15 protein-coding genes and 1 pseudogene are annotated in these 20,514 nt (G+C 53.5%); 13 read left to right on the top strand and 3 right to left on the bottom strand.

Going from position 1 to position 20,514, the window contains the following annotated elements; genetic code table 11:
• Positions 1–66: 66 nt before the first annotated feature.
• The 5 genes from D3878_RS14795 to D3878_RS14775 all read left to right on the top strand — a co-directional run bounded on the left by D3878_RS14795 (position 67) and on the right by D3878_RS14775 (position 8,490).
• Complete coding sequence (locus D3878_RS14795; RefSeq protein WP_119786189.1) at positions 67–1,146, top strand: WD40/YVTN/BNR-like repeat-containing protein; 1,080 nt, start codon at positions 67–69, stop codon at positions 1,144–1,146.
• On the top strand, positions 1,143–3,587 hold the full coding sequence (locus D3878_RS14790; protein WP_119786188.1) for an efflux RND transporter permease subunit: 2,445 nt from the start codon (positions 1,143–1,145) through the stop codon (positions 3,585–3,587). Before D3878_RS14795 ends, D3878_RS14790 begins: the two co-directional genes overlap by 4 nt.
• A 344-nt stretch (positions 3,588–3,931) precedes the next feature.
• On the top strand, positions 3,932–5,560 hold the full coding sequence (locus D3878_RS14785; RefSeq protein ID WP_119787916.1) for an electron transfer flavoprotein-ubiquinone oxidoreductase: 1,629 nt from the start codon (positions 3,932–3,934) through the stop codon (positions 5,558–5,560).
• A 63-nt stretch (positions 5,561–5,623) separates the two neighbouring features.
• Positions 5,624–6,427, top strand: a complete 804-nt coding sequence (locus D3878_RS14780) for an enoyl-CoA hydratase/isomerase family protein (RefSeq protein WP_119786187.1) — start codon at positions 5,624–5,626, stop codon at positions 6,425–6,427.
• Positions 6,424–8,490 (top strand): 3-hydroxyacyl-CoA dehydrogenase NAD-binding domain-containing protein, encoded by a 2,067-nt coding sequence (locus D3878_RS14775; protein WP_119786186.1) that lies wholly within the window; start codon positions 6,424–6,426, stop codon positions 8,488–8,490. The genes D3878_RS14780 and D3878_RS14775 overlap by 4 nt, the downstream gene beginning before the upstream one ends.
• A 42-nt stretch (positions 8,491–8,532) precedes the next feature.
• Here the strand turns inward: D3878_RS14775 and D3878_RS14770 are convergent, their stop codons facing one another.
• Positions 8,533–9,612 carry an IS630 family transposase gene (locus tag D3878_RS14770; protein ID WP_119783788.1) on the bottom strand — a complete coding sequence of 360 codons (1,080 nt, stop codon included), beginning with the start codon at positions 9,610–9,612 and terminating at the stop codon, positions 8,533–8,535.
• Positions 9,613–9,921: 309 nt separating this feature from the next.
• Between D3878_RS14770 and D3878_RS24820 the strand changes: the two genes are divergently transcribed.
• Together D3878_RS24820 and D3878_RS14760 are read left to right on the top strand one after the other, a co-directional pair.
• Positions 9,922–10,146 (top strand): hypothetical protein, encoded by a 225-nt coding sequence (locus tag D3878_RS24820; protein WP_147383977.1) that lies wholly within the window; start codon positions 9,922–9,924, stop codon positions 10,144–10,146.
• Between the two features lie 39 nt (positions 10,147–10,185).
• Positions 10,186–10,722 (top strand): DUF2889 domain-containing protein, encoded by a 537-nt coding sequence (locus D3878_RS14760; protein ID WP_158592278.1) that lies wholly within the window; start codon positions 10,186–10,188, stop codon positions 10,720–10,722.
• Positions 10,723–11,047: 325 nt separating this feature from the next.
• On the opposite strand, the gene D3878_RS14755 is transcribed toward D3878_RS14760, so the two are convergent.
• Complete coding sequence (locus D3878_RS14755; protein ID WP_119786183.1) at positions 11,048–11,656, bottom strand: phenylacetic acid degradation protein PaaY; 609 nt, start codon at positions 11,654–11,656, stop codon at positions 11,048–11,050.
• A 776-nt stretch (positions 11,657–12,432) separates the two neighbouring features.
• Between D3878_RS14755 and D3878_RS14750 the strand changes: the two genes are divergently transcribed.
• The 6 genes from D3878_RS14750 (at position 12,433) to D3878_RS14720 (ending at position 20,197) form a co-directional block, all read left to right on the top strand.
• Positions 12,433–13,983, top strand: a complete 1,551-nt coding sequence (locus D3878_RS14750) for a phytoene desaturase family protein (RefSeq protein ID WP_119786182.1) — start codon at positions 12,433–12,435, stop codon at positions 13,981–13,983.
• A gap of 109 nt (positions 13,984–14,092) precedes the next feature.
• Positions 14,093–15,652, top strand: a complete 1,560-nt coding sequence (locus D3878_RS14745; protein WP_119786181.1) for a long-chain-fatty-acid--CoA ligase — start codon at positions 14,093–14,095, stop codon at positions 15,650–15,652.
• Between the two features lie 166 nt (positions 15,653–15,818).
• Positions 15,819–16,796, top strand: a complete 978-nt coding sequence (locus D3878_RS14740) for an NADPH:quinone oxidoreductase family protein (protein ID WP_119786180.1) — start codon at positions 15,819–15,821, stop codon at positions 16,794–16,796.
• Between the two features lie 401 nt (positions 16,797–17,197).
• Complete coding sequence (locus tag D3878_RS14730; RefSeq protein ID WP_119786178.1) at positions 17,198–17,653, top strand: MBL fold metallo-hydrolase; 456 nt, start codon at positions 17,198–17,200, stop codon at positions 17,651–17,653.
• A gap of 205 nt (positions 17,654–17,858) precedes the next feature.
• The gene (locus tag D3878_RS14725) at positions 17,859–19,040 is read left to right on the top strand and encodes an acyl-CoA dehydrogenase family protein (protein ID WP_119786177.1); all 1,182 of its coding nucleotides are present in this window, start codon (positions 17,859–17,861) and stop codon (positions 19,038–19,040) included.
• Positions 19,041–19,048: 8 nt separating this feature from the next.
• Positions 19,049–20,197: an acyl-CoA dehydrogenase family protein gene (locus D3878_RS14720; protein ID WP_158592277.1), complete on the top strand. Its 1,149-nt coding sequence runs from the start codon at positions 19,049–19,051 to the stop codon at positions 20,195–20,197.
• 65 nt (positions 20,198–20,262) lie between these two features.
• On the opposite strand, the pseudogene D3878_RS14715 reads toward D3878_RS14720, so the two are convergent.
• A pseudogene (locus D3878_RS14715) lies at positions 20,263–20,457 on the bottom strand (IS256 family transposase); the annotation flags it as partial.
• Positions 20,458–20,514 lie beyond the last annotated feature (57 nt).

Genomic DNA, 20,514 nt, shown 5'->3' with positions numbered 1-20,514 from the left:
ATAGGGACACCTGCGCAGTATTGGCAGGTGCTTCCTGAGTCTTGAGCATTCAAGGTGGAGAGCAGAATGAAGGTTTCAGGTATTAAAACCGCGCTGGGATGCGTTCTATTCGTGGGCTTTGTTGCATCGGCAGCGGCTGACTTTAAGGATCCGTTGGAACGCGTGTCCACTTTGACACCGCTGGCACAACGCGGCCGCCTCCTTGCTGTTGCACAAGCCGGATCGAATTTGGTTGCAGTTGGGCCTCGAGGGCACATTCTCATTTCGCGTGACGCCGGCCAAAGCTGGCAGCAGGTGCAGGCTCCTGTGAGCTCCGACCTCGTCAACGTCCGTTTCCTCAATTCGAAGACCGGCTGGGCTGTGGGCCACGACGGCATTATCCTAAACACGACCGACGGTGGCCTAAGCTGGAAAAAGCAATTCGATGGCAATCAAGCCGCTGAGATCATTCGTCGCCACTACGGAAACTTGAAAGCAAGCACCAAAAAAATTGATGGTATAGCAGATATTCTGCGGATGGGTGATGAAGGTGCTGACAAGCCATTCTTCGATATCTTGTTCGTAGATGACAACGAGGGATTTGCCGTAGGAGCATTCAACCTCGCCTTTCACACCAAGGATGGTGGCAAGAGCTGGGCGCCAATAATTGACCGCACAGGAAATCCCAAAGGATTTCATTTGTATGCGTTGGCGGTCAGCGACGGAGTGTTATTCCTCGTCGGCGAACAAGGATTGCTGCGGCGGTGGGATCGGGCGAGTGAACGTTTTGTGGAAATGGATTCACCATATTCCGGCAGCTACTTCGGTGCCGTTGGGGATGATAAAGTATTAATTGTTTTCGGCATGCGCGGAAATGCCTTTCGCAGCAGTGATCATGGACAGTCGTGGACAAAACTTTCTGTCGGGGCCTTAGCATCGATTACTGGCGCGAGCCTCTTAGCCGACATCCTCCTAATATCAACCCAAGATGGCAAGCTACTGATAAGCGGCGACCGCGGAGAACTATTTTCGGAGGTGACGATTGCCACACCAATGCCTTCTTACTTCGGAGTAGTACGCATGTCGGATGAGAAAGCTGCGTTAGTTGGCAGCAATGGACCCGCCGTAGTCTCAATCAAGCATAAATATTTGAAGGTAGTTCGATGACAGACCGGATCCCACCAACAAGTGCCCAAGAATTCGACAAAAAGTCAGGTAATATTCTCGAGCGGCTTGTCTTCAATAATCGATCCAGCTTCGTCGCCATCTGCATTCTTTTGACGATAGCGTTAGGATTTTTCGCTTCCAAGCTTACTGCGAACGCCAGCTTTGACCGAATGATTCCACAGGATCATCCCTATATCCAGAATTATTTCGAGAGCCGCGACAAGCTTGGAGGCTTAGGCAATGTTTTGCGCATTGTGGTGGAAAACACTCAAGGCGATATTTTTGATCCTAATTTTTTGGAAATAACGAAACGCGTTAACGACGAATTATTTCTTACGCCGGGCGTAGACCGCGCGTGGGTAAAGTCGATTTGGATGTCGAGCGTTCGGTGGACAGAAGCAACTGAGGAAGGGTTTCGAGGCGGCTCAGTGATGCCGGATAATTTTGACGGAACGGCGCAATCAATTGAGGAACTGAAGCGCAACATTCGTACGGCGGGACTAGTCGGAAATCTGGTTGGGAATGATTACAAGTCCATTATGATCGTTGTTCCTCTACTCGAAAATGTGAATGGCCAACGTCTCGATTATGGTGCGCTAGGGGAACGTCTCGAGACCAAGATCAGGAACGAGTTTGAACCGGGTGGGCCCGCCGCGAAAGTACGTATTCATATTGTTGGCTTTGCGAAGCTGGTTGGAGATCTAATCGCAGGGATCCAGCAAATGCTTACCTACTTCGGAATTGCCATTCTGGTTACCGTCACCATAATACTTGGCTACACTCGATGCCTGCGTAGCACAGTAGTCGTTCTGGCTTGCTCGCTTATTGCCGTGTTATGGCTGCTCGGCCTGATTCAACTGCTCGGATTTGAGCTGGACCCGTATTCAGCGTTGGTGCCATTTTTGGTTTTTGCTATCGGTGTCAGTCATGGCGCACAAAAAATGAACGGGATCATGCAGGATGTCGGTCGCGGTATCCCGCGCTATGTGGCGGCGCGTTTTACCTTTCGCCGTCTATTTGTCGCTGGCTTGACAGCCTTGATTGCCGATGCTGCGGGATTCGCAGTTCTAATGTTTATTGACATCCCTGTCATTCGCGATCTGGCGCTGATTGCCAGCATCGGTGTCGCAATATTAGTGCTTACAAATTTGTTGCTGCTGCCAGTCTCGCTTTCCTATATCGGAATCAGCCCAGGTGCCGCGCGGCGTAGCCTCAATAATGAACGCAAAGAGCTTGGAGGGAGTGGATTCGGGGTGGTATGGACGCTTCTGGACCGATTTACGACGCGACGCTGGGCAATTGGAGCCATTGCAGTTGCGCTGCTACTTACCATTGTTGGCTATGCCCTAAGTCTGAACCTTAAAGTCGGAGACCTTGACCCTGGCGCTCCGGAGCTACGGCCCGACTCTCGCTACAACCGTGATACTAATTACATCAATGGCCATTACAAGATATCGAATGATCAGTTCGTAGTGATCGTGAAGACGTCTCCGGAGAGATGTGCAGATTTCCAAGTGCTGAAAGAAACAGAAAATCTTACTTGGGCTCTTCGCGAGGTTCCCGGTGTTACGGGCACGGTTGCTTTGTCGGACAACGTCATCAAAGTCGTCAGTGGTCTTCAAGAGGGTAATCCAAAGTGGCTCAGTGTGTCTCGCAACAAAATGCTGACGGGTGGTGCCGTGCACTGGACATTGAGCGACAACCCAGAGATGGTGGATAAGGACTGCTCAACAATTCCGGTGTTTGCCTATCTCGCTGACCACAAGGCGGAAACACTGCGCAATGTGCTATCGACGGTAGAGCGCTTCGCCGCAGAGCATAATGACAAGGACCTTCGCTTCCTGCTTGCCGCCGGGCCAGCCGGAATTGAAGCGGTTACCAATATCGTTGTCGAGCGAGCTAGTCGTACCATGTTGTTCTACGTCTATGCTGCAGTCGTGCTTCTGTGTTTCATTACATTTCGCAGCTGGCGTGCGGTCGTAGTCGCAGTAATTCCACTCGTTGTCACATCCATATTGTGCGAGGCGCTAATGGCAGTGTTGGGTATCGGCGTGAAAGTGGCTACATTACCCGTGATTGCCTTGGGAGTTGGTATTGGTGTCGACTATTCACTCTATTTGCTTAGCATTCAGATGGACAATCAGCGGGCTGGGATGCCACTCGCAGTCGCGTATCAGCAGGCCATCGGATTTACCGGAAAAGTGGTTGCCCTGGTTGGGTTCACGCTCGCTGCCGGGGTCATCACATGGGCGTGGTCTCCGATTAAATTTCAAGCGGACATGGGAATTTTGTTAACTTTCATGTTTCTATGGAATATGGTTGGCGCATTAGTATTGATTCCGGCGCTGTCATATTTTCTCTTGAATGAGAAGACGGCAATCTCGAATGAGACTACGCCGCAGTCGGCTGTTCCTGAAGAGTGGAGGGCAAATGTGAGCTAGATCTGTCGCCGCTATGGTCTTTTCGAAATGACGTACTACAACTCGAAAGAAAGTTATTCAGAATTCGGTTAGTCCCAGTCGTGTTGCTTGAAATAACTCGCGGCAGAAAATATCAGGTTCGAGAGAATGTACGTGGAATTCGCGTCGCCCCAGAACGCTTTATAGAACGTAGTTACCGATAACGTCGACGCTGACGCGCACTAGCAAGCTCACTCAAACGATAATGATCGATCGAAATGTGCGCTATATGTGCAATCTGTGCAATTGAATACAAATGGACATGTGGTGGAATGAATATGCAATTTGAAGAAGGCCGGGAACAAGAATACGGCCCGCGCGAAGCAATGGAATACGACGTTGTCATCGTCGGCGGAGGACCTGCCGGCCTGTCTGCGGCCATCAAACTCAAACAGCTGGCGGCGGAAAAGGGCAATGACATCGCCGTCTGCGTCCTCGAAAAAGGCGGCGAACTCGGCGCCCACATCCTGTCGGGGGCGATCATGGATCCGCGCGCGCTCACCGAGCTGCTGCCGGACTGGAAAGCGCTGGGCGCGCCGCTGCATACCGAAGTCACGGAAGACCGCATCCTCTTCCTGACCGAAACCAGGGCTTACCGGACGCCCGGCTTCATGGTGCCGGCCTGCTTTGAAAACCACGGCAACTATGTCGTTTCGTTGGGCAACGTCGTGCGTTGGCTGGGCCAGCAGGCAGAAAGCCTGGGCGTGGAAATCTTCCCCGGCTTTCCTGCCGCCGAAATCCTCTACAACGACGATGGCTCGGTCAAAGGTGTGGCGACAGGGAACATGGGCGTGGACCGCGAAGGCAATCCCACCGATGCCTTCCAGCTGGGCATGGAATTGCATGCCAAGTACACGCTGTTTGCCGAAGGTGCGCGCGGGCATCTGGGCAAGCAGCTGATGTCGCGCTATGACCTGAACCAGGGCAAGGATCCGCAGTCCTACAGCATCGGCATCAAGGAATTGTGGGAAATCGATCCGAAGCTGCACAAGCCGGGGCTGGTGATCCACAGCACTGGCTGGCCGCTCAAGAACGATACCTATGGCGGGTCCTTCCTGTACCACCTGGAAAACAACCAGGTCGTGGTCGGCTATGTGATTGGCCTGTCGTACGCCAATCCCTATCTGTCGCCGTACGAGGAATTCCAGCGCTACAAAACCCATCCGGCCATCCGCTCCTTCTTCGAAGGCGGCAAGCGCCTCTCTTATGGCGCCCGGGCGATTACCGCCGGCGGCCTGCAGTCGCTGCCCAAGCTGGTCTTCCCGGGCGGCGCCCTGATCGGCTGCGACGCGGGCTTTCTCAACATGAGCCGCATCAAGGGCAGCCACGCCGCCATCAAGACCGGCATGCTGGCCGCCGAGGCTGCCTTTGCCGCGCTGGGCGAGCAGCGCCAGCACGACGAACTAAGCTCCTACCCGGTGGCATTCGCGCGCTCGTGGCTGCATGAAGAATTGCACGTGGCGCGCAACGTCAAACCATGGCTGTCCAAGGGCCTGGTCCTGGGTTCCATCATGACCGGCATCGACCAGATGGTTTTCCGCGGCAAGGCGCCGTGGACCCTGCACCGCAACTACGCCGACCACGAGTGCCTGAAACCGGCCGCCGAATGCACGCCGATCGCCTATCCCAAGCCGGACGGCAAGCTGACGTTTGATAGGCTGTCGTCAGTGTTCATTTCGAACGCCAACCATGCGGAAGAGCAGCCGATCCACCTGACGCTCAGGAACGATGCGATTCCGGTGGGCGTGAACCTGTCCAAGTATGCGGGGCCGGAGCAGCGCTACTGCCCGGCCGGCGTATATGAATTCGTCAAGACCGATGCCGGCCAGGATCGCCTGCAGATCAATGCGCAGAACTGCGTGCACTGCAAGACCTGCGACATCAAGGACCCGAGCCAGAATATCGTGTGGGTCACGCCGGAAGGCGGCGGCGGGCCGAATTATCCGAACATGTAGGCGTATTTTTCCCCGGCTGTGCACGCCCAATTACACCTATTGAAAATTTAAGGGGGTCACCAAATGTGTAGTGAACTGATCCAATTAGAAATCGAGTCGGGTATAGCTACTATCTTCCTGAACCGTCCAGAAAAGCATAACGCGATGAACGACGACATGCGTACTCAGTTCATTTCCGCATTAGAGCAAGTGTCGGCTGATCCCGAAATCCGTGCACTAATCCTTACCGGTAACGGTAGAGGATTCTGTGCAGGGGGCGACATCGCTAGCATGGAGAGGCGCTTGAACGTGCCAGCGGGCGAGGTAGGCTTTAATGGCTGGCGTCGTCAGCAGCACGTTCATTATACCCAGTCGCTACTCCACACCATGCCAAAACCTACGATTGCGGCAGTGAATGGTGTGGCGGCCGGTCTTGGAGCGGATACCTCCCTGGCGTGCGACTTCGTCATTGCTAGCAGTGAAGCCAACTTTACATGGTCGTACGTCGCCCGTGGACTAGTCCCGGATGGGGGGGGGATGTATCTGCTGCCACGCCGCGTTGGTCTATCCAAAACGAAGGAATTGATTTTCAGCGGCCGAAAGGTCGATGCAGCTGAGGCGTTGAGTATCGGGATCGCAGATCGTCTCAGCTCGCCGGAAACGCTGTTGGCTGATGCCCGCGCATGGGCAATTGAACTGAGCAAGGGATCGCGGACAGCGCTTGCGCTGAGCAAAACAATTGTTAATCAAAGCTTTGAGTTATCCGCCGAGCAAATTTTTGCACAGGAAAGCCAGGCTCAAGGGATCTGCTACACGAGCAATGAACACCGCGAATCGGTCATGGCTTTTTTGGAACAGAGCATAGGTAAGTCGAAGGGGAAAGCATGATGTTGAACAATTGTATTCGTATTGAACGGGAGCATGATATTGCCATTGTAGTGATCGACAATCCTCCGATCAATGCCGGATCGCTCGAAGTGCGAAGCGGATTGCTGGCTGCTATCGAAGAAGTGAAGTTTGATGTTGCTGTTAACGGCATTGTCATCATCGGCGCTGGAAATACGTTTGTCGCAGGTTCCGATTTGCGTGAATTCGGACAACCGCTTGCAGATCCCCAGTTGCCTGCCGTCATCGCGGCGATTGAATCCTGCGAAAAACCGGTCGTGGCAGCATTGCATGGTGCAGCACTGGGCGGCGGATACGAGCTTGCCCTTGGTTGCGATGCAAGAATTGCGCTTGCAGGCACTGTGGTTGGCCTGCCTGAAGTAACACTCGGCATCATTCCTGGAGCGGGCGGCACGCAACGCTTGGCTCGTCTGGCTGGCATTCCGAAGGCGATCTCCCTCGTCTGCAGCGGTGAGCGAGTATCTAGCGAAGAGGCGCTGTCTCTCGGCCTCATCGACAAGGTGGCGGCAACAAGCCTGCGTAAAGAAGCCATTTCTTTGGCACGGGAAATGCGTGGCAGGAAAGCGAGAGTGCGGGATATGCCCGTGCCTGTGTGCGACGAGTCCTCGATCACCAAGGCGGCCGAAAGTGCATTGCGCGCCGGGAAATGCCGTCCAGCGGTGCATGCGGCAATCAACTGTATCAGTTTGGCCAAAACACTTCCTATTGACCTCGCATTGGTGGATGAGCGTAGCGCATTTCAATCACTGCGGACGTCGCGGGAAGCACGCGCGTTACGCCACCAGTTTTTCGCACAACGTGACGCGGCCAAGCACCCGGCACTTGAAACTGCCATGCCACGTCCGATAAAAAACGTGGCAGTGATCGGTGCCGGCACAATGGGGGCAGGAATTGCCATTGCTGCACTCGATGCCGGTTTCGACGTCGCCGTACTAGAGCGTGACGACGTCGCACTCAGCAGGGGTATTGACCGCATACGCAATCACTATCGCAGCCGCGTCGACGCCGGAAAGCTACACGCCGCCGAAGCCGCAGCGCGCGATGCGCGTCTGAGGGGAAGCCTCGACTGGTCGACGGTGGCTGTTGCAGACCTCGTGATTGAGGCCGTATTCGAGGATTTGCAGATAAAGCAGGATGTCTTTCGTCTTCTGGATGAGGTGGCGCGCCAAGGCGCCATTCTAGCGTCGAATACCTCCTATTCAGACCTTGATGCGATAGCCGCCGTGACTTCGCGCCCGCAGGACGTCGTCGGACTCCACTTTTTCAGCCCGGCACACGTGATGCGTCTTCTCGAAATCGTACATGGGGCTGCCACGTCGCCGGAGGTTATCGCAACAAGCTTGCAATTCGCAAGACGTCTACATAAGCAACCCGTAGTGTCTGCCAACGCATTTGGCTTCATAGGCAACCGGATCTATGCAGCATATCGACGCCAATGCGAGTTCATGCTGGAAGAGGGGGCCTCTCCCCAGCAAGTTGATGCCGCCCTTGAATCGTTCGGCTTTGCAATGGGCCCCTTCACCGTAGGAGACCTTTCCGGCCTCGACATCGCTTGGCGGATGCGCCAGAGCCTTGCCGCTACACGCGACCCGATGGCACGCTATGTCTGTATTCCAGACTTGCTCTGTGAAGCCGGACGCCTCGGACGCAAGAGCGGTGCCGGCTACTACCTGTACGAGCAGGAAGGCGGGGCAAGGCGGCCCGATCTGCTAGTGGAAAAAATCATCAATAGTGCAAGAGCGGCCAAAGGTATCGTTCCTCGCCAAATTGGCGACGATGAAATCACGAAGCGCGCCCTGTTGGCGATGACCAACGAAGCCGCGCTGCTTCTCCAGGAGGGTGTGGCGCACAGAGCAAGCGATATCGACGTGGCGATGGTAAACGGCTACGGTTTTCCGAAGTGGGAGGGCGGCCCAGTATTCTGGGCGAGCGAACGCGCGGTTGATCAGCTGGAAGAGGAGTTCGACTGGCTCGCCGAGTTAAGCGGACCTGGATTTGTCCGCGGCGACGCGCAGCAACTATTTCCTTCTAACCGTGAAGTGTGAACGAACCGTCACGTGGAGTACAAGCGCAAAGCATTTCTAGTGTCATGAGTTTGAAATTCGCAGACAAAATCGTTCAATACTGGCCATGATGTCATCAGCGGACTTGGTCCAGACAAACGGCTTGGGGGCGGCGTTATTGAGTTTGAGGTAATCGCGAATGGCGTCTTCCAATTGACGGGTCGAACGATGGGTTCCGCGGCGAATTTGTTTTTCGGTCAGCGTGGCGAACCAGCGCTCGACCTGGTTGAGCCACGAAGCAGAGGTCGGCGTGAAATGTACGTGGAAGCGCGGATGACGGGCGAACCAATTGCGGATGGTTGGTGTCTTGTGCGTACCATAGTTATCCATCACCAAATGAATGTCCAAATCGCTCGGAACGGAGGCTTCGATCGTGCGTAAGAATTTCAGAAATTCACTGCTGCGATGCCGCCGGTGCAACTGCCCGATGACTTCGCCCGTGGCAATGTCGAGCGCGGCAAACAAGGTCGTCGTGCCATGACGTTGGTAGTCATGGGTGCGCCGTTCTGCAACGCCAGGAGCCAGCGGCAAGATTGGCTGGGTCCGATCCAACGCCTGAATCTGGCTCTTCTCATCGACGCACAGCACCATCGCCTTGACCGGCGGATCGATGTACAGCCCCACGATGTCGCGGGTCTTCTCGACAAACAGCGGATCGGTGGATAGCTTGAAGGTTTCCTGACGATGCGGTTGCAAGCCAAATGCGCGCCAGATACGGCTGACCGCCGTTTGCGACAGCTTAGCTTCGCGTGCCATGGTGCGCGTACTCCAGTGCGTGGCGTTCGACGGTTTCTCTTCCAGCGTCTTGGCGATCACGGCATCGACGCGCGCATCATCGATCGTGCGCGGCGCGCCCGAGCGGGGGGCGTCCAGCAAACCATCCAATCTCATTTGCACAAAGCGCCCGCGCCATTTCGATACCGTCTGCCCCGTCACTGCAAGTTTGGCGGCGACCGCCTTGTTCTCCGCTCCGTCGGCACATTCCAGCACGATGCGCGAACGCAGAGCCAATGCTTGCGCCGTCTTGCGTCGGCGTGCCCAAGCATGCAATTGTTCTTGTTCTTCTGCGCTCAACACCAACGCCGCTTTCGGTCTGCCTGCCATATCATCCTCACTGTCGAAAACAATAAAACTGGGACAGCGAACAGGCAAAATAATTCAACGAATTTCAAACTCAGGACACTAGAAAGGACTACCCATGACCCGTTATGCCTATTATTTGTGATGCTATCCGAATGCCTTTCGGCCGCTATGGCGGCGCATTGGTTTATGTATGAACGGATGAGCTTTAATTTAAATGAAAATGCGCGTCACTGAACTCTTGGGTTGCCGAGACACGATCATCCAAGACGGCATGATTTGGGTGGGCGCGACAAGATTGCCTCGGCCGTGTCCAATGCGGGCGTGATGGGTATGCTGCCAGCACTCACACAGCCTGCTCCAGAGCACTCGGCGAAGGAAATCGCGCACTGGCGCACGTTCACCGATCGGCCGTTCGGCAGCATCCTGACAATTCAACCGTCCGCCAATCCGCCACCTTACGAGGTTTGTCGCGATGCGGCGATTGATTTCGGCGTGACGGTTTTGAGAATCGTCCTGATGGCTGCGCTTTCCGGGATAGGCACTTGCGTCGAATAGATCCAGGGCATGATTTGTCCTAACGAACTGAAAACCACCATGATTACTGAAACGTCTGAATCAGTTGAGCGCCGTCTTATCCACCAGCGTCGGGTTACGTGCAGCGGCTTCGCCCGGTCAGATGGCACCTGGGACATCGAGGGCCATCTGATTGATACGGTAACAGAGTCCGTCGAGCTCGTCACTGGCACGATTGCGCCCGGAGAACCGATGCACGAGATGCGCTTATGCATCACTATCGATCTGGAGATGCGTATCATTGACGCGCAGGCCAGGACCTTGCACGGGCCCTACCCGGTATGTGGCGAAATCAACGCGACGTACCGGTCCCTGATTGGTTTGCAGATCAAGCCTGGGTTCACGCAGCTCGTTAAGCGCCAGTTCCGCGACGAACTGGGATGCACGCACCTGAACGAGTTGTTGCCGCCGATGGCAACGGCTGCATTTCAACTTCTCCTTCCTATTTGGGCCCAGATGGGGAAGCCGTTCAACATGGTCGGCGGTTGCCACGCACTACGTTTTGACGGCGACATTGTGCGTAAGTACTTTCCCGACCAATTCCGAGCGCCCGACTGAGTTCGTCGGTAAAACCGCATCGCGCTCGTCCGGCCTATCGCAATCAATGCGTCGCGCCGATTGCGGCAATGCAGTTGCTGCCATATGTTTGTTGGCGCCGATCAAATATTGACCCATCGCTGGAGTGGAGTGAACCCCTGGACATGGACCGGAAGGGGTTCATTCTATAGATGGGTCAATTTTCGGTCGGTGCCAACAGGGTGCTGAATTTGGCCGCAATCGATAGACAGGCAATCACAATAGTAAGCCCGGGATGGGCGGGCTTGAGCCCATTCTAGATCCCCCGTGATTCCGTCTGGCTGCCATCTTTGGCCCGCGGACGAAGTCAGGTGCCGTTGCGCTTCGTAACAATCAATGGCTTCGCGTCCGACGCGTTGATGCGCCGCCGGCCTTCTTCCACCGCCGGCAGGGGCGACACCTCGTGCATCGTGGTCAGGCTGCGTTTCGCCAAGCCCTGGTAGGTCAGGGTGCCCTCATGTTTCCATGCGATTTCCTGCGCTGTGAGTTCGCGAATGACCTTCGCCGGGACTCCCGCCACCAGCATGTCAGGGGCGATCTCCATGCCGGCACGAACAAAGGCGCTCGCGGCGACGAAGCTGCGCTGGCCGACGGTGGCTTCGTCCATTACCACCGCGTTCATACCGACCAGAGCGTCGCGCTCTATGATGCATCCATGTAGCACTGCACCATGGCCAATGTGGCCGTTTTCCCCGATTACAGTGTTGCTTGCTGGAAAACCATGCACGACGCAGGTGTCCTGCACGTTGGCGCCCCGTTCCAGGATGATTCGACCAAAGTCGCCGCGCAGTACGGCGCATGGACCGACATAACAGTCTGGGCCGATTATCACGTCGCCAATGAGCACCGCAGTGGGATGAACGTAAGAGGAGGGATCGACGACGGGAATAACGCCCTCAATAGAATAAGACGGCATGGATTTTCCTGGTGGGCCGCCCAGCATGCTCGGAAACAAGGCGGGCGACGGCATGGGATGGTCATAAGGAATAGTCTGACCCCGGAGTGAAAACTATTTTATAACAAACCGACTCGTCGGTCCATAAGATGACGGCGGTTGGTATGCAGCAGTGCGACGGGGTGGCGCTGAATGCGGCGAGGTTTTCTTCGGGGGCTTGCCCCGCCGCCTTTTGTTCAAGCTACGCGAGGAAAAGGTCGTTCTTGGCGCTGGGTGCCAGAGCGGCCAGCGTCTCGTTCTCCATGATGAGGCGCACCTCGTCTCACCGCTACTTGCCCGACACCACCTGCTTCCCATCGGTATATTGTGCAGGAGGTGCGGTGTCGGGAGATCCGCGAATTGGACAATATCGTCCTGAGGCGAAAGCCTGTCGTCGCGGGTTCTTGTGACGTCGCAGAATGCGATTGCACGATCCCATCGACTATGGCGCGCGCGATGTGGCGGGCACCTGGTCGGCTTCGTCCTGATGTTCAACCTTGCCATCCATTGCGCGCATCGCTGAAGCGATACTTAAGCGCGTCATGGGGAGCTTGCTTCTGTCTCGGATGCCAAAGAAATAAATGCAGGTGGAACAGGTTCTTAGTTGACATGCTGTTTCAATCTACCTAAACTGGCACCATAAATAGACCGTAGCGTCGGTCTATTTTATATGTGGGTGCGTTTCGATCACGGGGTTACGGCGATTTTTCCCGAAATCTTCGCGCTTCCTTGTTCATATCGGTAAAGGAGTTGGATTGATGGCAACAGCAAATAACTATGACGTAATTATTATCGGGGCGGGCCTGGGAGGTCTGATTTCCGGGGCGATCTTGGCAAAAATGGAGGGGAAAAAAGTACTCGTCCTGGAAAAAAATCCCGATATTGGCGGGAAAATCATGTCTTATGGATATCTGCACAATCCTGACATTACCGAAGGCGAATATCGAAAAAGTTTGGCGGCCTGCGGCCATTCTTCGATTGTGCACTCCGAGCCGGCATTTCCAGAAATCATGGAAAAGCATGGTTTATTCAAGAACTATATCGTCGATACCGGGTGGCATCAAATGTCGCTTGGCCCGAGAAATCGTTTCGCTCAAATTGCCAATGCCCTTGGTAAAAGCATCCCGATTTCGCCGACAGTCGGCTTTTTGTATCACCAAGACGGCAAATTTATGCAACTCAGCGACATCGCCAATTCTTGGCCAAAAGAGTCGCAACAAGAACGCAAGAGGGTTGCAAAATATACATCGTTGATCTCAAAGGAACAATCGCATCAGTACGATCACGTTGACTATCAGGCTTTCCTCGAGTCCATAACGAACGATAAGAATGTCATTGATTATTATGGTTTGATGGGCTGCTACTCTGGCGGCTTGAATTGCCCGACGACGGTCTCAGCCGGTGAAATTATTCGGGTCAACAATATGAACAACATGGCTGGGATGCATTTCCAAAAAGGCGGGGGGGGCGGCGTCGTTACCGGCGGATTCAAGATGGTGGCAAACATTTTCGCCGACGTGATCCGGGAAAGTGGTGGCGAGATTCGAACCAATAGCCGTGTCACAGAAATCGTCGTTAAGGACCGCAAAGCTGTCGGCGTGCGCCTCAAAGAAGACAGTGGCGTGGAGCAGGAAATCAACGCGCCAGTCATTATTAATAACATTCCTCCCCGCTACCTTGGGAATATTCTTCCTCAAACGTATTGGCCGATGGAGTTCAAGCAGAGAATTGAAAATCAGTTTCCTTTGGCGGGACTCTTGGGATTCATTGGTCTCAAGGAGCCGATCGAAAAAGGCGACGGTCGAAAGGGAGATTTCAGTATTAGGCAACTACCTGGTACTGAAGAGCTGGATGTGATTGGCGAAGGCTCGATTTTCTCGTTTGAACAAACTAGCGAGGTTGATCCGACTCGAGCGAAGAATGGTAAATGTCTGATGAATACCTGGATTTCACTATACCCAAAAAATCCATTTGGCGCGACGGAAATCACAAACGACGAGTTGATCCAGAAGATGATACAGTTAATTTATGACTTCTTCAGAAAGCAATACCCGCAGTGGGATGATGTTTACGAATGGGGCTATTTCACCCGAGCCAAGGATATGTACGGCATGTCGATTTGCCCTGGTCAGCTTGGCGAGCGTCGCCTGCCAGTTAAGCACCCAACTGTCGAAAATCTCTATCATACCGGTGATACGGTCGCACAGTGGGGTATTGCAAGCGACGGGGTTGGATATGGCGCTCTTCTAACCGTGGGAGAGGTTACCGGAAAAGACTATAAATCGCTGATCGCACCTTGGGGGCGCTAGTTGGAGATTATCCGAGTCGAGATTAGCACAACAATTATTTGAACCGATCGGTCAACCAAAATTCAAGCCGACGAGCTCGGCAACGGCAAATAGACATGGAGGAGGCGGAATGGACTATCGCGCAGCATTTAATCGAGGAATAACGCTATATCCGGAACGAGATGTGCTTGTTGATGGGGATCGGCGTTTTACGTGGAAGCAGTGGGGGGATCGGCAGCATCGGCTGGGAAATGCCTTGCTTGGCCTGGGGCTGAAGAAGGGCGACCGTGTCGGAGTGGTGCTAAAGAACTGTGCCGAGTGCTTTGATGCCTTTGCGGCGGGGGCGAAGACCGGGATCGTGGTGGTTCCGATTAACTATCGACTTAACCCTGACGCGATTTGCACCATCATTGCCGATGCGGAATGCCGGGCATTGCTGGTCCATACGGAGTTTGCCGCTACCGTCCAGGAGATGAGCACGCGCTTGCCCGCATTGGAAGCCATCATTGCAGTCGGGGGGGCGGTGGAGGGCTTGTTGGATTACGAGTCTTTGCTGGCGAGTGCATCGTCAGCGGAGCCGCAAGCCGTGCATGCCGATGATGACCTGGCAGCCGTCATCTACACCACCGGCACGACGGGTGACCCCAAAGGCGCGATGGCGACGCGTCGTAACATGATCATGCGTATGTACAGCGCCGCCATCGAGATGCAGTTCGGACCAGAGGATCGCTACCTCGGCTCATTGCCGATGTTCCATGCTATCGGCCTAATTGCACTAGGAGCAGTGTTTCGCTGCGCTACAAACGTCGTTGTTAGGGATTTCGTGCCATTGGAATTCTGCCAAATGGTCCAACAGCATGGCATCTCAAAAACGACTTTGGTCCCGGCAGTGCTCAATATGGTGCTTGATTTTGGCAAAGATTACGATTTAAGCAGCATGAGTCGTCTGCTCTACGGCGGCGCACCCATGCCTCAGGAGATTCTGAGGCGAACGACCAAGATGTTTCCGCGCTGTGAGATCATGCAGGCACTTGGTGCTACCGAATGTTTATTCATATCGGTGCTTAGTGTTGCCGACCATCGGGAAGCATTAACGGGAGCGGGCCGTGTTGCAGGGCGGCTGAACTCGGCCGGGAGGCAGGCCAGTCTTTCAGAGGTAAGAGTTGTGCGCGATGACGGAACGAACGTCATCCCGGGCGAGGTAGGGGAAGTCATCGTCAGAAGTGGGCAAGTGATGGCAGGCTACCTGAACAAGCCAAAGGAGACTGCGGAGGCAATCCGCGATGGATGGTATTACACGCGGGATCTGGCGACAGTGGATGAGGATGGCTATATCTACATTGTCGATCGCAAGAGCCACATGATTATTACCGGTGGGGAAAACGTGTATCCGGCCCAAATCGAAAATGCGTTGTTCGACCATCCCAAGATTGCCAACGTTGCGGTCATTGGCGTACCGGACAGCAAATGGGGCGAAGTCGTCAAGGCCTTCATTGTGTGCAAACCGGGCGAAAAGCTTACTGAGCGCGAAGTGATCGAGTTTTGTGCGCCGCGCATGGCCAGCTATGCCAAGCCTAAGTCAGTCGAGTTTCTTGACAGCTTGCCTGTGACTGCCACCGGCAAGCTTAACAAGCTTGAGCTGAAGAAAAAGTATTGGGCTGGATCGACATATCCAAAGTCGACGACATGATGCAAGACCGATTACAGCCGAAAGTGAATTAGATCGGCGAAACGGATCAGTGCTTAGCGAAGATAATCGACGCTCGTATGTGATTTCGCGAAGCTGAGGAAAGTTGCTGCCAAGTGAGGAGCGAGATGAGCGTTCTGTTCCTCGAAAAAGGAAACCCGAAATAGTGATGAAAGCCCTTGTTTGTAACAATTTCGGAGATGTGAACACGCTCTCTTATCAAGAGATGCCTGATCCGAATGCAGGCTCTGATGACGTTCTCGTACAGGTACGGGCCGCCGGTGTGGTGTTCACTGATATTCTGCTTGCCGAAGGCAAGTACCAGACGAAGCCCGCCTTGCCTTTTATCTTGGGGACTGAAATATCAGGAGATGTTGTTGCTGTCGGAAGTAACGTCACCCGGTTTAAGCCGGGGGATCGGGTAATGAGCCTGGCAATGAATTTTGGTGCTTTTGCAGAAAAAATTGCATTACCGGGATGGTTGCCAACACGATTACCACCAAACATTTCCTACGAATCTGGCGCGGCGATGATGTCGTCGACTGCGACTGCTCAGCATGCATTGCGACAGCGTGCAGACATGCAAGTTGGTGAAACCTTAGTCGTTACCGGGGCCGCGGGTGCGACCGGTAGTGGCGCAATCCAGGTTGGAAAAGCTATCGGCGCACGGGTAATCGCAGTCTGCTCAAGCGACGAGAAGGCGGCTTTTGCGAAGTCTCAGGGGGCCGACGAGACAATCAATTACACAAAGGAAGATCTAAAAAAAGCGATTAAGGAGCGCACAGGCGGTCGCGGCGCCGACGTTGTCTTCGACACTGTCGGCGGCGATGTGTTTGGTGCATGTGCGCGGGCTATGGCTACCAATGGACGATTGCTCGTGGTTGGTTTTGCATCAGGAAACCTACCGATCTTACCGGTCAACTTAACATTGGTTAAGGTTTATTCCGTCATTGGCGTACATTGGCTTACCTTTGTCAGGCAGCAACCGGAGCTCCATGCAAAAAATATGGAAGAACTGTTAGTCTGGGTGGAACAAGGAATCATAAACCCCGCGATCGATTCAGTCGTCCCCCTTTCGGAAGGCGTTGCAGCACTCAAGAGGCTGTCCAGCCGCAGGGCAATGGGGAAGGTTGTTATCAAGCCATGAAACGCTACGCGTTCAATGCTGATGAGTTCTAAATCTCGCCCTCAAATTTTGGCACGATGCGTCATTGCCGCGAACGCGCCGGCACCACGCTATCAAAAGCTCGGTCATTGTGAGTTGCGTCGACGCCATTAGCGAGACAGAAGTGATTGAGGGCTTTGTTGAAAACGCATTCGTGCACGGGCGGCAGCACCGCATTACGTATCGGTATGAGAAGGCAGTAGCAATCGCCATTAATATTCAGTACGAGTTTGTTGCGAACTTGAATTTAGGGGTGGCGCAATGAGCGGTCGTCAATGTACGGCGCTCATGTTGAAGGGGTGTGAACAACGGAGTCTTAGCCATCGGTAACGATTGGATACCCTCGAATTGGAAGAGACGATGTGATACGGCACAGTCTCAGTATGACTGGAGAAAAGGCCGGAAAATACCCTGCTGGGAATCGGGTGATCGTGATTGGGGCGGATCTACGGGGGGAATTTGATATCCCGTTAGTGGCAAACCGCATCGGGCCAGCGATCGACCAAGTCGATTTGGTTGTGCTCAGTCATGTGCATGAGAATCACGTCGCGGGCCTGCATCGTTTGCTACAGGCCCATGTTCAAGTGCATGAAGCCGATTGGGCGGCGCTGCAATCGTGGGAGGGCTTAGCGCGATACTTCGGTTACGCCGACAATGATGATGTGTGGCCAACCATGAAGGCCGTGGCCGAGCTTGATCTGAATATCTGGGTCACTTCGCACCATAGGGCGGTGCTGAACGAGCGCTCTGTAGAGCGGCGTAGCATAAGCATGCATCTTGATGAACTGATAGCGGAAGGGGGGGGCATACTTCCAGATGGGCGTTATCAAGCGGTGTAACGTGGGAGATAAATAAAGAGCTGTGGGCAAACAAAATTCTAAGGTGTAAAATAGTCCGTCCAGACGGAATGTTTATAAAGGGCAGTGTCGCTGGCCTATCTGAATGTGATGAGCCAGATAAGGAATCCACAACCGAAGTGAAGTCGGAAATTCAAGACCAGCACTGAAAGTTATTCGTTTTTGATTCTTCAAAAGGGAAAAAGGCGTGAATTTACAATTTACTGCAGATGAAGAAGCGTTTAGAGAGCAAGTTCGATCATGGATAAAAGCTAATCTTCCAGAAGAATGGAAAGTTAACAACGTAAAAAACGATCGGGATGCTCGTGATCACATCGACCAGGAATGGGACAGATTGTTATTCAAGCAAGGCTGGGCGATGATCTCATGGCCGAAAAAGTATGGAGGCATGGATGCCACGCTGGCGCAGCAACTAATATTCTACGAAGAGATGGCCAAGGCAGATGCTCCTAAAGGTCTTTGGCAAGGTAAAGGTCTTGTTGGCCCGACTATTCTCACGCACGGTACCGAAGAACAGCGCGAGAGGTTTATTCCGCCCATTCTCCGCGGAGATGTAGTGTGGTGCCAAGGCTGGTCCGAGCCGAATGCCGGCTCAGATTTGCCGAACCTGAGAACGAAAGGCGTCATCGATGGCGACTACCTTGTAATCACCGGACAAAAAATATGGTCTACCTGGGCTCATATTGCAGACTGGTGCTTCGCTTTGGTAAGGACTTCTAACACCCAGCCAGGCCACAAGGGATTGACTTATGTACTGATCGACATGAAGACGCCAGGCGTCACAGTACGACCAATCAGGCAGATTACTAAGGACAGGGATTATGGTGAAATATTTTTTGACGAGGCACGCATTCCATTGAGCAACGTGGTGGGTGGTATTGATAAAGGCTGGTATGCCGCGATGACGACATTGGCCGACGAGAGAACTTCCGCTTATTTCGATCTGCCTATCCGGCATCTCCGCATACTTGAACAATTAGTGGATCTTGCGCGACATACCGTTCGAAACAGAAAGCCCGTCATACAAGACCCAATCATTCGACAGAAGCTGGCACAGTGCCGAATAGAGATTGAAAGCTTTCGATATGCGGTGTTGCGCACAGTAAGCGCGAAAATCCGTGGCCAGGAACCTGGAGCAGAATCATGGATCCTGAAGGTCTATTGGACAGAAATAATGCAGCGTCTTTCGTCTGTCGCCCTAGATATTGAAGGACCGTATTCCCAAATTATGAAGGGATCTGAGCGGGCAATCAGCAATGGGCATTGGCCTTATTACTATCTTTGGATGAGATGCGAAACCATAGCGGGCGGAACCTCGGATATCAACCGAAATACGCTCGCAGAACGTATTCTTGAGATGCCTCGTTAGGAATGATTATGTTTAATTTTGGACTAAATGACTACCAGATAGCGCTAAAAGAATCGGTTCAGCGCTATCTGCACAGCGAGTGCGATTTGCATACCATTCGAAAAATCATCGAAAGTAGCGATTGTTTTTCAGAAAAGGTCTGGAATGATCTCGCAAATTTGGGTCTCTTGGGAATGAACGTTCCTGAAGAATTCGGCGGGAGCGGACTCGGTAGTGTTGACTTGGCCGTTGTAATGGAATGTCTCGGTAGCATTCCACTTCCAGGTCCATATCTTGAAACAATAACGGTGGCGGACATGCTCGTCAAGGCCGGCACAGACGAGCAGAGGAAGATGTATCTGCCGAAAATCGCCGCAGGTCAGTTAGTGGCGACCTACGCTATTGACGAGCCAGATGGCTACTGGTGCGCTGATGCAGTACAGGCCACCGCCGTACACTCAGGGGACGACTACTCTCTGAACGGACGAAAACTATGGGTCCCGTATGCCAACGTCGCGGACCTCATAATATGCGCTGTACGAACCTCGCAAAATCTCAATAGCGAGGAAGGGATCAGCCTCATTGTGTTTGACCGCCAACAGCTTGACATTCCGGTTATGCCCTTGAATAGCATGGACGAATCGTACCGATTATGTGAAATTAATCTGGATGGACTCCGGGTGCCCAGCGCAAACATACTTGGCAAAATTGACCAAGGGTGGCCGATCTGGAAAGAGGGAAAGGGTCTTGCAACGCTGCTCGCTAGCGCAGAAATGATTGGTGGAATAGATAAGTCCCTCCAAATGGCGGTAAGTTATAGTAGAGAGCGTGTACAATTTGGAAAGCCGATTGGCAGTTATCAAGCCATTAAACATCGCTGTGCTGACATGCTTACGGACCTGGAGGCAGTGCGAGGTTCAGTATATTACGCCGCATGGGCGATGCAAAATCAATTGCCAGACGCTGAGATAGCCATTTCCTCTGCCAAGGCATACGCTTCGGATGCCTATGTCCGAACCGCGGAAAAATCATTACAGATATTCGGCGCTATCGGCTTCACCTGGGAGCATGATATTCACTTTTATCTAAAGCGAGCTAAACGCCTCGAAATGGCCTTCGGTGATGCGACATTTCACCGCGAAAATGTCGCAGAAAACTGGCTTGGACCAAGCTGCTGAGAACGCAGATGGAGTTGGCGTTCCGCACCGATGATGTCCGCGATTTTGTGTGATCTTGTTTTCGATTAATGTTGCGGCATGCGCTCATCGAACAGGAAGGTGAACCGGTTCAGGCCTGCCTTCCTTTTCTGGATGGGCATTGTCCATTTCTTGCTGATGTTGCGCAGTACCAAATAATGCAGCTTGATCAAGACGTCGTCATTGGAAAATGATTTGAGGTTTTTGGTGACCTTGCGCAGACTCATGTTGAGCGATTCAATGTAAGCGCCTCATCTGTACCGTCTGGACGAGAGTATCCAAATAATCCACGATAGTTC

It is taken from the genome of Noviherbaspirillum sedimenti, from assembly GCF_003590835.1.
Classification (GTDB): domain Bacteria; phylum Pseudomonadota; class Gammaproteobacteria; order Burkholderiales; family Burkholderiaceae_D; genus Paucimonas; species Paucimonas sedimenti.
This window is presented reverse-complemented; position numbering and strand designations above follow the sequence as displayed.

Excerpts from the sequence above, each read along its gene's own strand:
- D3878_RS14795 (WP_119786189.1), top strand. The coding sequence starts at position 67 with ATGAAGGTTTCAGGTATTAAAACCGCGCTGGGATGCGTTCTATTCGTG.
- D3878_RS14790 (WP_119786188.1), top strand. The coding sequence starts at position 1,143 with ATGACAGACCGGATCCCACCAACAAGTGCCCAAGAATTCGACAAAAAG.
- D3878_RS14785 (WP_119787916.1), top strand. The coding sequence starts at position 3,932 with ATGGAATACGACGTTGTCATCGTCGGCGGAGGACCTGCCGGCCTGTCT.
- D3878_RS14780 (WP_119786187.1), top strand. The coding sequence starts at position 5,624 with ATGTGTAGTGAACTGATCCAATTAGAAATCGAGTCGGGTATAGCTACT.
- D3878_RS14775 (WP_119786186.1), top strand. The coding sequence starts at position 6,424 with ATGATGTTGAACAATTGTATTCGTATTGAACGGGAGCATGATATTGCC.
- D3878_RS14770 (WP_119783788.1), bottom strand. The coding sequence starts at position 9,612 with ATGGCAGGCAGACCGAAAGCGGCGTTGGTGTTGAGCGCAGAAGAACAA.
- D3878_RS24820 (WP_147383977.1), top strand. The coding sequence starts at position 9,922 with ATGCTGCCAGCACTCACACAGCCTGCTCCAGAGCACTCGGCGAAGGAA.
- D3878_RS14760 (WP_158592278.1), top strand. The coding sequence starts at position 10,186 with ATGATTACTGAAACGTCTGAATCAGTTGAGCGCCGTCTTATCCACCAG.
- D3878_RS14755 (WP_119786183.1), bottom strand. The coding sequence starts at position 11,656 with ATGCCGTCTTATTCTATTGAGGGCGTTATTCCCGTCGTCGATCCCTCC.
- D3878_RS14750 (WP_119786182.1), top strand. The coding sequence starts at position 12,433 with ATGGCAACAGCAAATAACTATGACGTAATTATTATCGGGGCGGGCCTG.
- D3878_RS14745 (WP_119786181.1), top strand. The coding sequence starts at position 14,093 with ATGGACTATCGCGCAGCATTTAATCGAGGAATAACGCTATATCCGGAA.
- D3878_RS14740 (WP_119786180.1), top strand. The coding sequence starts at position 15,819 with ATGAAAGCCCTTGTTTGTAACAATTTCGGAGATGTGAACACGCTCTCT.
- D3878_RS14730 (WP_119786178.1), top strand. The coding sequence starts at position 17,198 with ATGACTGGAGAAAAGGCCGGAAAATACCCTGCTGGGAATCGGGTGATC.
- D3878_RS14720 (WP_158592277.1), top strand. The coding sequence starts at position 19,049 with ATGTTTAATTTTGGACTAAATGACTACCAGATAGCGCTAAAAGAATCG.